This window comes from Aquimarina sp. KJ22-3 (assembly GCF_055808215.1).
Genome location: NZ_CM147859.1, coordinates 2,993,165 through 3,007,729, shown reverse-complemented (window position 1 = coordinate 3,007,729; position 14,565 = coordinate 2,993,165). Strand labels below are relative to the sequence as shown.

At 35.9% G+C, this 14,565-nt stretch carries 12 protein-coding genes; 9 read left to right on the top strand and 3 right to left on the bottom strand.

Annotated features, from left to right (window positions below):
- Positions 1-173: 173 nt before the first annotated feature.
- Positions 174-758 carry an RNA polymerase sigma factor gene (locus AC0L3Q_RS14020; RefSeq protein ID WP_073314125.1) on the top strand — a complete coding sequence of 195 codons (585 nt, stop codon included), beginning with the start codon at positions 174-176 and terminating at the stop codon, positions 756-758.
- A gap of 235 nt (positions 759-993) precedes the next feature.
- On the opposite strand, the gene AC0L3Q_RS14015 is transcribed toward AC0L3Q_RS14020, so the two are convergent.
- Complete coding sequence (locus AC0L3Q_RS14015) at positions 994-1,659, bottom strand: endonuclease III domain-containing protein (protein ID WP_473280202.1); 666 nt, start codon at positions 1,657-1,659, stop codon at positions 994-996.
- 156 nt (positions 1,660-1,815) lie between these two features.
- Here AC0L3Q_RS14015 and bcp point away from each other — a divergent pair, with 156 nt between their 5' ends.
- Positions 1,816-2,265: a thioredoxin-dependent thiol peroxidase gene (bcp, locus tag AC0L3Q_RS14010; RefSeq protein WP_073314121.1), complete on the top strand. Its 450-nt coding sequence runs from the start codon at positions 1,816-1,818 to the stop codon at positions 2,263-2,265.
- A gap of 50 nt (positions 2,266-2,315) precedes the next feature.
- Here bcp and AC0L3Q_RS14005 read toward each other — a convergent pair whose 3' ends face one another.
- A complete protein-coding gene (locus tag AC0L3Q_RS14005; RefSeq protein WP_473280200.1) occupies positions 2,316-3,767 on the bottom strand; it encodes a TonB-dependent receptor in 1,452 nt (483 codons plus the stop codon).
- Positions 3,768-3,933: 166 nt separating this feature from the next.
- On the opposite strand from AC0L3Q_RS14005, the gene AC0L3Q_RS14000 reads away from it, so the two are divergent.
- The 3 genes from AC0L3Q_RS14000 to AC0L3Q_RS13990 all read left to right on the top strand — a co-directional run bounded on the left by AC0L3Q_RS14000 (position 3,934) and on the right by AC0L3Q_RS13990 (position 6,146).
- Positions 3,934-4,695, top strand: coding sequence for an MBL fold metallo-hydrolase (locus AC0L3Q_RS14000; protein ID WP_473280198.1), 762 nt, complete (start codon positions 3,934-3,936; stop codon positions 4,693-4,695).
- 1 nt (position 4,696) lies between these two features.
- A complete protein-coding gene (locus tag AC0L3Q_RS13995; RefSeq protein WP_473280196.1) occupies positions 4,697-5,206 on the top strand; it encodes a hypothetical protein in 510 nt (169 codons plus the stop codon).
- A 136-nt stretch (positions 5,207-5,342) separates the two neighbouring features.
- Entirely contained in the window at positions 5,343-6,146 is an 804-nt protein-coding gene (locus AC0L3Q_RS13990; RefSeq protein ID WP_473280194.1) for a type 1 glutamine amidotransferase domain-containing protein, read from the top strand.
- A gap of 79 nt (positions 6,147-6,225) precedes the next feature.
- Here the strand turns inward: AC0L3Q_RS13990 and AC0L3Q_RS13985 are convergent, their stop codons facing one another.
- The gene (locus AC0L3Q_RS13985) at positions 6,226-9,096 is read right to left on the bottom strand and encodes an esterase-like activity of phytase family protein (protein WP_473280192.1); all 2,871 of its coding nucleotides are present in this window, start codon (positions 9,094-9,096) and stop codon (positions 6,226-6,228) included.
- A gap of 306 nt (positions 9,097-9,402) precedes the next feature.
- Here AC0L3Q_RS13985 and AC0L3Q_RS13980 point away from each other — a divergent pair, with 306 nt between their 5' ends.
- The 4 genes from AC0L3Q_RS13980 (at position 9,403) to AC0L3Q_RS13965 (ending at position 14,510) form a co-directional block, all read left to right on the top strand.
- Positions 9,403-11,796: a glycoside hydrolase family 31 protein gene (locus AC0L3Q_RS13980; RefSeq protein ID WP_473280190.1), complete on the top strand. Its 2,394-nt coding sequence runs from the start codon at positions 9,403-9,405 to the stop codon at positions 11,794-11,796.
- A gap of 99 nt (positions 11,797-11,895) precedes the next feature.
- Positions 11,896-12,729: a cyclase family protein gene (locus AC0L3Q_RS13975; protein ID WP_473280188.1), complete on the top strand. Its 834-nt coding sequence runs from the start codon at positions 11,896-11,898 to the stop codon at positions 12,727-12,729.
- A 10-nt stretch (positions 12,730-12,739) separates the two neighbouring features.
- Entirely contained in the window at positions 12,740-13,330 is a 591-nt protein-coding gene (locus tag AC0L3Q_RS13970) for a YdeI/OmpD-associated family protein (protein ID WP_473280187.1), read from the top strand.
- A 397-nt stretch (positions 13,331-13,727) separates the two neighbouring features.
- Positions 13,728-14,510 (top strand): hypothetical protein, encoded by a 783-nt coding sequence (locus AC0L3Q_RS13965; protein WP_473280185.1) that lies wholly within the window; start codon positions 13,728-13,730, stop codon positions 14,508-14,510.
- Positions 14,511-14,565: the final 55 nt, after the last annotated feature.

Here is a 14,565-nt window from a genome sequence, read left to right as displayed (position 1 = left end):
AAGTTTAGTTAAAAAAATTAACAGAAAATAGTTTGATTTTCGCTGAGAGTTATTATCTTAGCCCTCGTAATAACACCTAATTTAAAACAAAACTGCCTATAGCAAACCTTTACTTTTTAAGTTTAACATAGCCCGAGCCCCAAGCTTGTTGGTACTAAAATAAAGTAAACGGTATGAAGGATTACACCCTGACAGACGCAGTTTTGGTGAACAACTACATCAAAGGTGATGAAAGCGCTCTCTCGATTCTAATCGAACGTCATAAGCAAAGAATTTATAGTTTTATCTATTCTAAGGTATTTGATAGAGATGTTTCTGAAGATATTTTTCAGGATACCTTTATTAAAGTAATACGTACCTTAAAAAATGGAAAATATAATGAGGAAGGAAAATTTCTTCCTTGGGTAATGCGTATTGCTCACAATTTGGTGATTGATCACTTTAGAAAAGGAAATCGAATGCCAAAATTTGAAGATAATGGTGAGTTTAGCATTTTTTCTGTGATTAGTGATGGAGATTTAAATGCTGAAAGAAGAATCATAAAAGATCAAGTAGAAGAAGACTTACGTAACTTGATCCAGGAATTACCAGATGATCAAAAAGAAGTATTGATCATGCGCATGTACCGGGATATGAGTTTTAAAGAAATATCTGATAAAACTGGTGTGAGTATCAATACTGCCTTGGGAAGAATGAGATACGCACTGATTAACCTAAGAAAGGTAATCGAGAAAAATAACATAGTTTTAACAAATTAGTAACTCTTTCATATAATAAAGCATAAGTTACGCCGTTATAGTTTTAAATAACCCTAATTTAAGATTATAAAATATGGCGAAATTTTACTTTAAGTCTTCACACAAAGAGGAAAAACATTTAGTACCATCAAGAAGAACAATAGATTTTCTTCTGAATTACTCGAAATCATTGAAAGTTGTAGAGTATAACAACTTCAAATTTGAAACGATTTTAAATTAAAACAAGAGAAGCCTGTCATTTGACAGGCTTTTTGCTTTTATGGTATTCTTGTAAAACAGTTTTTCGACCGATAGTCTTGGTGATAATATCTTTTTCCAGATCCCAACCTCTTGCCGGGGAGTATTCACGACCGTACCATATGATTTGTAGATGAAGATCATTCCACAATTCTTTTGGGAATAACCTTTTTGCGTCCTTTTCCGTTTGCACCACATTTTTACCATTGGTAAATCCCCATCGATACATCAAACGATGAATATGGGTATCTACAGGAAAAGCGGGAACTCCAAATGCTTGTGACATGACCACACTGGCCGTTTTGTGCCCAACAGCAGGAAGTTCTTCCAGAGCTTCAAAACTTTCAGGGACCTCTCCGTTGTATTTGTCAATCAAAATCTGGGATAAACCGTGGATTCCTTTTGATTTCATAGGACTAAGCCCAACGGGTTTGATGATTTCACGAATTTCATCCACAGAAAGACGAACCATAGCAAATGGATTGTCTGCCCGATCAAAAAGTAAGGGTGTGATTTGATTAACCCGCACATCTGTACTTTGTGCACTCATTAGAACTGCGATTAACAAAGTATAAGGGTCCTTATGATCTAAAGGAATAGGTATTTTAGGATATAACTCTTGTAATGTCTTGATGGTAAAATCTACCTTTTCCTGTTTTGTCATTATCTCATAATTTTGAAGCTAAAATATTAAATTATAAAAGGAGTTATACGGTTCTCTTGAATTAAAGTTTTGATAAAAACATAGAAAAAAGTCATTTTTGTTATATTTTTACTCAGAAAGTTTAAACAAAATACAAATCATAAGATATCATCTACTATGACAACACTTAAAGCAGGGGATAAGGCCCCAAATTTTTCGGCTCTAGATCAAGATGGGAATACCATCTCTTTGGGAGATTATAAAGGGAAAAAATTGGTAGTTTTTTTCTATCCAAAGGCTAGTACTCCAGGTTGTACTGCAGAGGCTTGTAACCTTAAAGATAATTACCAGACTTTCCAGGCTCAAGGCTATGATATTTTGGGAGTAAGTGCTGATAGTGCTAAACGTCAGCAGAACTTTAAAAATAAGTATGAACTTCCTTATCCACTCCTTGCAGACGAGGATAAGCAGGTCATCGAAGCTTTTGAAGTTTGGGGACCTAAGAAATTTATGGGTAAAGAGTATGATGGGATTCATCGTACTACTTTTGTTATTGATGAGAACGGTGTCATATCAGAAGTTATCCAGAAAGTAAAAACAAAGGATCACGCAGCGCAAATCCTTTAAACAAAAAAGCACCATTTTGATGGTGCTTTTCTTTTATTGTTTCTTCGGCATTACTCTATGGTTTCTTCAATATTTTTATAACCAAAGAAGTTATTTGCTTTGATCATTTCAGGAATTAGATCTGGTAATTGATCTTCCCAACCCGTTTCTCCATCTTGTATTTTTTGCAATACTTCTCTAGAGAAAATATCCATAATATCCGGATCGTAATCCGTAATATCTTGTAGCTTACCATTATATTTAAAGAACTTGTATAGTTCTTTCATTCTAGGATGCACTTTTAGATTATCACTAGTGGTGAAATCATCAGTCTTTTGATTATGCAATGGATACAGGTACACTTTAAGATCCTTAAAGAATAGTTTACCAAAGGCTTCCAAAATCCCTCCACTAAGATGGCGATAATATTTCTCGTCAAAGATATCTACAAGGTTGTTTACTCCCATAGCAAGCGCCATACGCTCTTTGGTATAGTTAGAGAAATATTCAACTACTTTGTAATATTCTTTGAAATTAGAGATCATTACCGTTTGTCCCAGAGAACAAAGCAATCTCGCTCTAGCCATAAAGTCTTCTTCATCTATTTCTCCTTCGGCTCTTAAGTTAGAGAGTGTTATTTCAAAAATAACAACCGTCTTGTCCTTATTTACCTTGTTTTCATTCAGAAACATATTTAATGACGTCTTGTAAATATCCATATTTACTTTGGTCACAGGTCTAAAACTTCCTCGAAGCGCAAGAATGTTTTTCTTGTATAGAATAGCTGCTGGTAGTACATTGTTACCATCAGGTCCAAACATTACGGCTTCGGTCATTCCGTTTTTAACCAGTTGAAGACTCATCAAGCGATTATCGACTTTGGTAAATCGTGGTCCCGAAAAATTGATAGTATCTATTTCTATTTGATCCTTATCTAAGTGATCATATAGGTATCGTAGTAATTTCTTTGGATTGTCATATTTGTAATAGGCGCCATAAATCAAATTTACACCAAGAATACCTAAAGTAATCTGCTGTAATCTAGCATCGTTTTCATGAAAACGAATGTGTAAGATGATCTCATTGTAATCTTCGTCTGGCTTAGTCTGATATCTAATACCAACCCATCCGTGGCCTTTATACTTTTTTGCAAAATCGATAGTGGCAACCGTATTGGCGTAACTAAAAAATAACTTATTAGGATGTTTTTCTCTGGAAATCCTTTGTTCTATAAGTTTTACCTCGTGCTTTAGCATTTTCTTTAGCCTGGCTTCGGTTACGTAGCGCTTGTCATTTTCAATACCGTAGATAGCATCACTAAAATCCTTGTCATAAGCACTCATAGCTTTGGCTATCGTACCAGACGCGCCACCAGCTCTAAAAAAATTTCTCACAGTTTCTTGTCCTGCACCAATTTCCGCAAAAGTACCATAGATATTCTGGTTCAAATTGATACGTAACGCTTTGCTCTTTATAGAGGGGACAGATTCAAACTCTTTGTCTCCCATTATCGTGATAGGCATAGTAAAAAGGGCTTTTTTTGTTTAATGTAAAGGTAACAATCCCTTCAATATTAAAAAAACTATAACCAAAATTTCTGCACTTTAGAGTTGGGTTGAAATATAATTAGCCAATTAGGCCCGTTTTTGACCAAAAAATATAATTACATTTGCTCTTATAATTGGCACTATGGAAATCACTTTTCTTGGTACGGGCACATCTCAAGGAATTCCGATAATAGGGAGTACACATCCTGTTTGTTTGAGTGAAGATCCAAAGGATAAGCGGCTTCGGGTCTCTGTTTTGATTTCATGGGATTCTTATACTTACGTAATTGATTGTGGCCCAGATTTTAGGCAACAAATGTTGACTAATAATGTTTCGCATATTGATGGTATTCTTTTTACCCACGAGCATGCGGATCATACCATGGGATTAGATGATATTCGACCTTTTTTCTTTCGACAAGGGGATATTCCTATTTATGCACATCAAAGAGTGATGTCCTCATTAAAAAAGCGTTTTGATTACATTTTTACTTCAGAAAATAAATATCCTGGAGCTCCAAGCGTTATTGAAAATGAGTTGGTAAATGAACCTTTTCACTTGAATAGCCTACAGGTGGTTCCTATTAATCTAATGCATAATCGTTTGCAGGTATTCGGGTTTAGATTCAAGGACTTTGCTTATCTCACCGATGTAAAAACTGTAGAACAAGAAGAACGTGAAAAATTAAAAGGGGTTAAGGTACTTGTAGTAAACGCGTTACGTATCGAGCCTCATCCTTCTCATTTTAACCTGGAAGAAGCTATAGCATTTATTGAAGATATACAGCCCGAAAAAGCGTATCTGACTCATATTAGTCATCTGTTGGGATTTCATGAAGAAGTGCAACAACAATTACCAGAAAATATATTTTTAGCCTACGATAATTTAAAAATTACCATTTGATATGAAGAGTAAAATATTTATGTATTTGTTCATTTTTACCGCTTTGTTTGTTCTCTTTCAGTTTATGAATGCCAAGAAAGCAAAAGAATCCTACGATGCAAAAATTGCAAATCTGGAAGAGCAGTTAAAAACACAGGAGACAGAGAAAACGGCGGTTATTGACTCTTTGGTAGATGCGAATCTGGATTTGACGTATTTCCGTTTGGATAGTGATGAGGAGGCAATTGCCTACTTTGAAGAGCAAGGATATGATGCAAAAAAATTAGAACTTACCATAATAGATCAAATTATAGGTCAGAACAAAGCCGATAAGGATAATCCAATAGTTCCTTTTGTAGGGATGGAAGGTAAAATGGCAATCAATAAAGTTCGATTACTAAACCACAAGTGGATCATCGCTGATTTTACAGATGGAGTATATTGGGGACAGTTGTTTATTATCTACGATGTTAGAGAAGATGGAGTAGTGGATTTTGAAGTACAAAAGTCTTTTCTATACCCAAGAAGCTAATAGGACTATCAGCTCATTTTTCTTTCGGGAATAATAAGTCTTAAGAAATTTTAAATCGAAAAAAATTACCATAGATCAATTTTTTTCGTTTGGTGCTGGTTTAATTTTGCAAATGATAATCAAAAGATAAAAAATCATGAAAAAATTAGCCTTAGTGCTTACCATAGTTGCATTTTCTTCCTGTGGAAATGAAAATGGAACCAAAAAAACAACAGATAAAGCCGAAGAAGCTACAGAAGAGAAGAATACTACTGAAGCTCCAAAGAAAATTCTATTTGTACTTACCAGCCACTCTGAACTTGGTGATACTGGTGTGAAAACTGGATTTTGGGTAGAAGAATTTGCGACTCCGTATTATATTTTAAAAGATAAAGGGTATGACATTACTCTTGCTTCTCCAAAAGGAGGACAACCTCCTATAGATCCTAAAAGTGAACTTCCGGATTTTCAAACGGCTTCTACAAAGCGTTTTAGTACTGATGAGGATGCCAAAAAACAATTGGCTAGTACATTGGTGTTAAGTGAAATGAACCAGAACGATTTCGATGCGATATTTTATCCTGGTGGTCATGGTCCTTTATGGGATCTGTCTGAAGACCAAAACTCGATCAAGTTGATCGAAGCGTTTTATGCTAATAACAAACCGGTTGCTGCGGTTTGTCATGCACCAGCCGTATTCAAAAATACAAAGAATGCAGAAGGAGAGCCTTTGGTGAAAGGAAAGAAAGTAACAGGTTTTACGAATACTGAAGAGGCAGCGGTAGAACTTACTGAAGTAGTTCCATTTTTGGTAGAAGATATGCTTAAAGAAAACGGAGGGATTTACTCTAAAGCAGCAGATTGGAGCCCATATGCTTTGGAAGATGGTTTGTTGATTACTGGTCAAAATCCTGCATCCGCAGAATTGGTTGCTGAGTTGTTGACCCAACAATTACAATAAAATAGATCAAAATAGAATAAGAAAAGCTGCCTTTCTAGGCAGCTTTTTGTGGTTAATTTGGTTTTAAGTATTGGTTAATTTATCTCTTTAATAATTTCTTTTTGAACAGATTACCATCTACCTCGATTATAGCTACATAAAACCCTCTGGATAATTCGGTACCATTTTCTGATCTTCCGTTCCAGATAAAATCTGAGTTTTCTTGACCATTTTGATGGTCGGCAACGGTTTTGACTAAGTTTCCGGATATATCATATACTTTGATAGTCACAGTACTATTTTCGTTAGCTACGTTTGCAAAAGTAACTTGTTTGTCAAAGGTATTTGGATATACCTTGATGGTGTTTTGAGTTATTGTATTAGGTCGAGAAGAACGCCAAGGTCTTCCCAGAGGTTGATCCAGCCATACTAATATAAACTCATTATCATCTGGTAATCCAGTCCCAACGTGGCGTCCTACACTAAATGGGTAATTATTATCATTAAGCACTCCAATCAGGAAAGGATTAAATACCACCACACTTTCTATAGTCACAAAAGGGAAGGCAAAATCTCTTCCGATACCTACGTCTCCTTCAAGACCAGGTAGTGATAATCTACGAATATCATTAATGTCTAATAGATCTACGTTAAGTCTTTTTTGTGCTAACTCTTCATCTTGATCAATTTGCACTTCATAAATGGCTTTATACCCATTAAGATCGCCTTGAGAACCGTCTCTTTCGATAATAAGCCCTCTATTGTTGCTAAACATAACGAAATCTCCAATAGCAGAAGCTCTTTCATCTAGTGGATACTGAAATTGTTTACCAGTATAAGTTTTACTACTTAAATCAAATTCATGGATTAATAAGTTGTTGTTTTCTGATCCAACAAGGGTTTTTTCTAATAAGGGTAATAACTTTTGACCATCCGTAGTTAAAGCCATTCCTTCAAAACCACCGCTTCCTTTTACTCGGATAGGATTAGTAAGCTGAGTGCTTCTGTACGGCCAGTATAGACCTGCTAGCCATGGAGTGTTTTGTCCATTTTGATCTTGTAAATTTGTCCCGTCTCCAGCAGTTCCCACTTTTGGGAAATCTCCAAGTAGACACACCGTACGTATTTCTGGATACAATTTGTGCACAATCAATAACGTTCTAAAATCAAAACTTTGGATATCTGCACGATCGGTAAGATTGTTGGCTACGATCACATCGGCAACGGCTTTAGTGAACGTTTCAGGATCCACTGTTCTTTCGGCAAATACATCACCGCGATCATCAGTATCGGTTCTTGGATTAATTTTGGTTTCTATATTAAAACGAACCTTAGAGGCATTCTTCCAACGTTGCTCTGCTTCGGAATCTGATGCTCCGGGTCCGTTCTTATAGTATTCGATATAAAACTCAACAAAATCAAACATTTGTTGAAGAGAAGGCATGATATATGGATCGATAAAACCGTTTTGATCCGCAAATGCAACCGATACAGGAGAAAGTGCAAGATCATTAGTTTGCGCTGGTCTTCCTGATAGAATTTTATCAGCGATAAAGGTGGTCTGGATTTCATTTAAGGTAAGGTCTTTTACCAATACTTCGTCTTCAAATTGATAAGGAGTTCCATCTGCTTTTCTGGTTTTTGCGGCTTCAATATGCGGATCGTGATCCAGGACAGGCACACCGTCTAATGTGATCCCGCAATCTGTTTCTAAAGTTGGCATCAAATAGTCCAGTGCAGCTTCCATTGATGGGATCGTGTTTTCTGGCCTTAGGTTTCTCGCACCTCTATGACCTTGTGCGTCGAATAGAGTTACGTCGATGAGCCCATCTTCATCCATAAAATCGGCTTTTCCGTCATTGTCTTTATCAAAGCTTTGTACAGCTTCTAATAGTAAATCAGGTCGATCAGAGATGATTCCCTGTACGCCCAATTCCAAAAGTAGATTCATGTTCTCCAAATCATTTACGGTATAGACTACTACATCATGACCGGCTCCGTTTAAAGAAGAAACATTGAATAATTCGCTAGAGGCCTGTTGTAATCCTGAAGGAGGATTTGCTCTGCTTCCTACTACAGTGTTCGTATTTTGATCATCAAGCATAACAAACCATGGTGACATTACTGGCGCTTTGCTTCCATTGGCAAATGCATGCGCTCGCATAGCATTCATCACTCTAAGGGCGCTAAACTCTTCATTAAACGGAGTCTGTGGTGCACGAAGTTCTTTTCCTGGATTTTCAAAATCTGGAAGGGCAAAAGGAGAGTCTAATAATACCCCGTTGCGATCAAAGTGAAGTAGGAAAGGACCAAACTCGTCGCCAATCCAATAGTCACCATTAGCGGTTCTCTGAATGGATTCGATATCAAAATCTGCTCCGGTAAGTACTCTGGTGTCAGAGAAATGATTGACAATGGCAAAAGGAATAAGACCATTAGGATCCTTCAGTTCAATAAAGTCTACAATATCTATGGTGCCTTCTCCGCCTCCTACAAAAGCCTTGAAGTTGGGTTGAATTCTGTAAAGACGAAGGTTATAGTCTGCAGAGTTCTCAATACTTCCAAATCCATTATCGGATAACGCTGTGAAAGTACCATCGTAGTTGTTTAAGACAGAAGAGAAACCTTGAATGGGTTGTTTATTCAAAAAAGGAACTGGTTGTTGATTGATTAATCCTGAACCGATGTACTGTCCTGAGGTGGGGCCTTCAGATAAACTAGCAGCTGGTAGTACAGCCCTGGCTACCAAAATGTCTCCAAAGTTGAAAAAGGACCTACCAGTTCCTTTTGGGTAAATTTTCTTACTATAAAATTTATCTAGAGGGATATTAAAAGTTGATTTCTCTTTCTGTTCTGGAGAGGAGATAGGGGTCTGCTCTTGGGCCACTAATGATTGAGTGCATCCCAGGCATATAGTACTCGCAAGTACCATACGTTTGGCGGTAACGATGATTTGGTAATAACGTTTCATGATGTGTAATACGTTTTAGTTATATTGGTTAAAAACATTCTAAAATTACACGGATCGTATTACCGAAATGTTTTAGGTATTTAAAGAAATGTTTAGGAGAAGGTTAGCAATTTTACCATTTCGTAAGACCTACATTTTGCTATAAATTCTTACGCAAACGTTGTAGTGATCTTTTGTGATTTTTTAAGCGTTATCAAAAAAAGACTGAAGATTCAATAAATTTCTGCCCTTATAGTTAAGAGAAGTTTGATTATAGCTGGATTCGTTTATATTTGATTTCTATTCGATTCAAGAAATATATCTATAATGAAGCTTACGTATTTTTCTCTACTATTCGCACTATCTTTTGGTGTAGTACTAACCTCTTGTAAAAAGACATATGATGGTCCTTATCAAGGTTTTAAAGATAAAGGGACCTATATCGAGGTGTATAAAGATAATGGCAAATACATTATTACTCCATATTCTGATAAGATTGTAGAGACTTCTTTTATCCCAGAAGGAGAGACGATTAATAAAGAGTCTCATGCAGTAGTGTTAACTCCCAATACCAAAGCAAGTATTAAGGAAACCAAGGAGAATATTACTTATGCTACGCCTGGTATAGTGGTCGAAATTACTAAAGAACCTTTTGGAATTTCATATTTATACAAAGGAAAACCACTAATCGCAGAGGGAGAAGGATATATCAAAACGGATTCTACAGAAATACTTGATTTTACATTGGATAAAGATGAAGTGATTTATGGCGCTGGATCCAGAGCTGTGGGTATGAATAGAAGAGGTAAGCGTTTGCAGTTATACAATAGGGCACATTACGGATATGAAAATTATTCGGAGTTAATGAATTATACCATGCCTTTGGTGTTGTCCTCGAAAGTATATGCGGTGCACTTTGATAATGCACCTATTGGATTTTTGGATATTGACAGTAAGAAAAACAATACGTTACAGTACGAAACTATAAGTGGTAGAAAGACATACCAAGTAATCGCAGGTGAAGATTGGAAAGATATGATGGATGCGTATACGGATTTGACAGGTAAGCAGCCACTACCACCAAGATGGGCTTTTGGTAATTTTGCGAGTCGTTTTGGATACCACTCCGAAAAAGAAACGATTACCACAGTGGATAGATTTAAAAAGGATAGTATTCCTTTGGATGCGGTCATTTTGGATATTTATTGGTTTGGAAAAGAGATCAAAGGGCATATGGGGAATTTGGAATTTTTAAAAGATTCATTCCCAAATCCTAAACAAATGATTAATGATTTTAGATCAAAAGGAGTGAAAACTGTTTTGATCACAGAACCTTTTATATTATCGACCTCAAAAAAGTGGGAAGAAGCTGTAAAAGAAGGAGTTTTGGGGAAAGATTCTATAGGGAATCCTTATCGATATGATTTTTACTTCGGAAATACGGGAATCGTGGATATCTATGATCCAAAAGGAAAAGAATGGTTTTGGAACATCTACAAAAAATATACTGAAGAATATGGTGTAGCCGGATGGTGGGGAGATCTAGGTGAACCCGAAGTACATCCTTCGGACCTGCAACATGCTGCAGGAAGCGCTGATGAAGTACATAATATCTATGGTCACGATTGGGCGCGTTTGATACAGGAAGGGTATCAAAAGGATTTTGCTGATCAAAGACCATTTATTTTAATGCGAGCCGGGTACTCGGGATCTCAACGTTTTGGGATGATTCCTTGGTCTGGAGATGTAAACCGAAGCTGGGGAGGATTGCAACCGCAAACCGAAATAGCCTTGTCGATGGGTATGCAAGGGTTAGGTTACATGCATTCCGACCTGGGAGGATTTGCAGGAGGAGAAGTCTTCGATCCAGAATTATATACACGTTGGTTACAGTATGGCGTGTTTCAGCCTATTTTTAGACCACATGCGCAGGAGCATATTGCACCCGAGCCTGTTTTTCATGATGAGAAAACCAAGGCTTTGGCAAAAAAGAGTGTAGAACTACGCTATAGTTTACTACCTTATAACTATACAATAGCTTTTGATAATAATCAAACCGGAATCCCATTGATGCGGCCTTTGTTTTTTGAGGATGATAACAAAGAGTTTAGTGAATTGAGTTTTACCTATATGTGGGGAGATAACTTTTTGGTTTCCCCGGTAATCAAACCTGGTATTGCAGCGATGGATGTCCCTTTTCCTAAGGGAACCAACTGGTATGATTTTTTTACAGGAAAAAAGTATGAAGGAGGTAGCTATAAAACAGCAGAAGTGACAGAAGATCATATTCCTGTTTTTGTAAAGGCCGGTGCATTTATTCCTATGATTAAGCCCGTGCAAACTACAAAGCTATACAGCACCAAAAATCTAATTTTGCATTATTATCATGATGATTCGGTGAGCACCGCAAAAGGAAAACTCTATGACGATGATGGAGTGACTCCTGGTGCTTTTGAAAAGGGCATGTATGAGCTTTTAAAATTCGAAAGTTCCTATTCTGGAGATAACCTTAGTATTGATTTCAAAACAGAAAAAGGAACTGGATATACGTCAAGTGAAAGAAATATTCATGTGATACTTCATAATATAGCTTCGAATCCAAAATCCATCACTTTGGATGGTACTTCATTAACGGGTGAATGGAATAGTGAGGATAATACATTGAGTGTTGATGTACAATGGGATTCTTCAACCTCTAAAAGTTTGAAAATTCAGTTTTAAGGTTTTCAAATCAGCTTTAGATATTTGATAAAAATATTCTCAGGTAAAAAACACCTACATTTTGTTTATATTAGTTAGATCACTAATAGCGCAAAAATTATGAAATTTATATTCGGTTTACTCAGTGTCATTTGTTTGGTCGTATCGAGTTGTAAACAAGATATTGCCATTGCTGAGGAAGAAAAATCAGATGAAAAAGGAAATAAGGATACCGTTCGCACGATAGTTGATCTTACCCATGTCTTTTCTAAAGAGACAATATATTGGGTTACAGCCAAAGAATTTGAGTTGGATACTGTTTTTGCAGGAAATACAGAGAAAGGCTATTATTACTCCGCTAATAATTTTGCAACAGCAGAACATGGAGGAACACATATTGATGCTCCTGTTCATTTTTATAAAACCGGACAAACGGTTGATGAGATTCCTCTGGAAAGATTAGTGGGTCCAGCTATTAAAATTGACGTTTCAGAAAAAGCGCTTAGGGACTCGAATTATTTAATACAAACCGAAGACTTTTTGAATTGGGAAAAAAAGCATAACACAAACATTCCTGATAACAGTATTGTTTTGTTGCAGACTGGTTTTTCTACATTGTACCCAGATAAGAAAAAATACTTAGGTACCGAAGATAGAGGAGAAGAGGCTATCAAGGAATTACATTTTCCAGGATTATCACCAGAAGCTGTAGAATGGCTAATAGATAATCGGAAAATTAATGCCATAGGGATCGATACCCCTAGTATAGATTACGGACAGTCTCAAGATTTCAAAAGTCATGTGCTTTTATTTTCCAAAAATATTCCTGCTTTTGAGAATCTTACTAATTTGGATCAATTACCAGAATCAGGTTTTGAAATCATCGCTTTACCAATGAAAATAAAAGGTGGTACTGGTGCTCCGTTACGTATCATAGCCTTGACCAATAAGTAATTTTGAAGTTATGGAAAAAAATAAATCAGTAGAGGAATTTATCTCAAAAAAAGTTCCCTGGAAAAAAGAACTGGAACTACTGAGATCTATCATCTTAACCACAGAGTTAGAAGAAACTGTAAAATGGGGGATGCCCGTGTATACCTTAAACAACAAAAATGTAGTGGGAATAGGAGCTTTTAAATCATACGTGGGGATTTGGTTCTACAATGGAGTTTTTTTGCAAGATGATCAAAAGAAATTAATAAATGCTCAAGAAGGGAAAACAAAGGGTCTACGACAATGGAGGTTTAGCACTATTGAAGAAATTGACCGTGAATTGATATTGCAATATGTAAAGGAAGCGGTACAAAATCAAAGGGATGGGAAAGAGGTAAAACCTGGTAAGGTAAAAGATATACCTATGCCAGAAGATCTGGAAGAGGCTTTTATTTCAAATGAAACACTTAAAAAAGCGTTTGATAACCTACCTCCATATAAACAAAAAGAATATATAGAGCATATAGCTACTGCCAAACGAGAAGCCACTCGTATCTCGCGTTTAGAAAAAATAACCCCAATGATACTTCAAGGAGTTGGATTAAGTGATAAATATCGATAAGATACCTGTTGATTTGATGTTCTACTAATCTTTAGGATCTAAAATTTTTAATACTTCATTGATCAGTGTCCCTAATTTGGACTTTCTTATTTGTTAACAAAAATTTAATAGGAGACGTGGTATTTTATCAATTTCGTAATGGACTAAAAAAGTACCGATAAAAACGAGAGTTTTAGCAACAAAATTGATACGCGTAAACCATATTTTTGATGTTGTTTTTAAATTTAAATATCTGTTTTTTAGTGATTTAAATCTGTTTTAGTATAGAAAGTTAAGGAGGTATTAAACTTTTGAATTCTCTTTTTTTGAACGGCAAAACTCATAATTTTGTAGCGTGATATAGTTGTAGGATTTTTTTAACAATTGTGAAAAACTACTTCATCCAAAACCCCAAAATATGACAAAGTTAGAGCACCACCGCATTAAAGAAATTGAAAAGGACTCCCTACTAGAAGGCCGATTTTATGCACTTTTCAGATCCTCAATTAGTGACCAGGTATCCCTAGATGATTTTAGAAAATTGTTTTCGAAATGTTCGAAAATGGATTTGTATTTCATGAAGAAAAACAATTTGGATATAGGGGTAGCGTATTTTATGTATTGCAAGAATCCAGAAAATAAAAAAGATATATACATGCGTCTGGGATTTGGGATCATAAAAGAGGAGCGCATGAGTTCTTATTTTCCTAAAGGGTTAATCATGAAGACTATGATTCGTGCAAAGCTCTTGAATATATGGAAGAATGTATATATGGTCGGTATAACGATGAATCCTATTGTATATTCGGCTACCTGTAAGTATTGGAAATACTCATATCCTAGTCCGGAAATGGAAAATACAGAGGCCATTACTGCGGTGAAAAGAAGAATTATAGAAAGGTTTCATTTAAATGAAGTAAGCACTGATGTTATTGGTGTTCCTTTTACCATTACTGAAGTAGAAGAGATCAAACAAAAACCTGAAATCCTAAACAGTGAGAATGTATTTATCAAATATTTCAATGCTAAGATAAAACATAACGAATCTAACAAAGGACTACTAAGCATTGTACCTATTGATTTTAAGAATTTGGCAATTGTTTTTATCCGAAAAACAAAAATGGATGTGATGAGATCTTTGTATTTGACACTTGAGCAGAAGATATTACCAGCGCTTAAGGAATATAGTCCGGCACGATAATAATTACGAAATCATACAAAACACTCTTATTAAAAAAGACCTTTTACTAATGTAG

Excerpts from the sequence above, each read along its gene's own strand:
- AC0L3Q_RS13990 (WP_473280194.1), top strand. The coding sequence starts at position 5,343 with ATGAAAAAATTAGCCTTAGTGCTTACCATAGTTGCATTTTCTTCCTGT.
- AC0L3Q_RS13995 (WP_473280196.1), top strand. The coding sequence starts at position 4,697 with ATGAAGAGTAAAATATTTATGTATTTGTTCATTTTTACCGCTTTGTTT.
- AC0L3Q_RS14015 (WP_473280202.1), bottom strand. The coding sequence starts at position 1,659 with ATGACAAAACAGGAAAAGGTAGATTTTACCATCAAGACATTACAAGAG.
- AC0L3Q_RS14005 (WP_473280200.1), bottom strand. The coding sequence starts at position 3,767 with ATGCCTATCACGATAATGGGAGACAAAGAGTTTGAATCTGTCCCCTCT.
- AC0L3Q_RS13980 (WP_473280190.1), top strand. The coding sequence starts at position 9,403 with ATGAAGCTTACGTATTTTTCTCTACTATTCGCACTATCTTTTGGTGTA.
- AC0L3Q_RS13985 (WP_473280192.1), bottom strand. The coding sequence starts at position 9,096 with ATGAAACGTTATTACCAAATCATCGTTACCGCCAAACGTATGGTACTT.
- AC0L3Q_RS14020 (WP_073314125.1), top strand. The coding sequence starts at position 174 with ATGAAGGATTACACCCTGACAGACGCAGTTTTGGTGAACAACTACATC.
- bcp (WP_073314121.1), top strand. The coding sequence starts at position 1,816 with ATGACAACACTTAAAGCAGGGGATAAGGCCCCAAATTTTTCGGCTCTA.
- AC0L3Q_RS13970 (WP_473280187.1), top strand. The coding sequence starts at position 12,740 with ATGGAAAAAAATAAATCAGTAGAGGAATTTATCTCAAAAAAAGTTCCC.
- AC0L3Q_RS13975 (WP_473280188.1), top strand. The coding sequence starts at position 11,896 with ATGAAATTTATATTCGGTTTACTCAGTGTCATTTGTTTGGTCGTATCG.
- AC0L3Q_RS13965 (WP_473280185.1), top strand. The coding sequence starts at position 13,728 with ATGACAAAGTTAGAGCACCACCGCATTAAAGAAATTGAAAAGGACTCC.
- AC0L3Q_RS14000 (WP_473280198.1), top strand. The coding sequence starts at position 3,934 with ATGGAAATCACTTTTCTTGGTACGGGCACATCTCAAGGAATTCCGATA.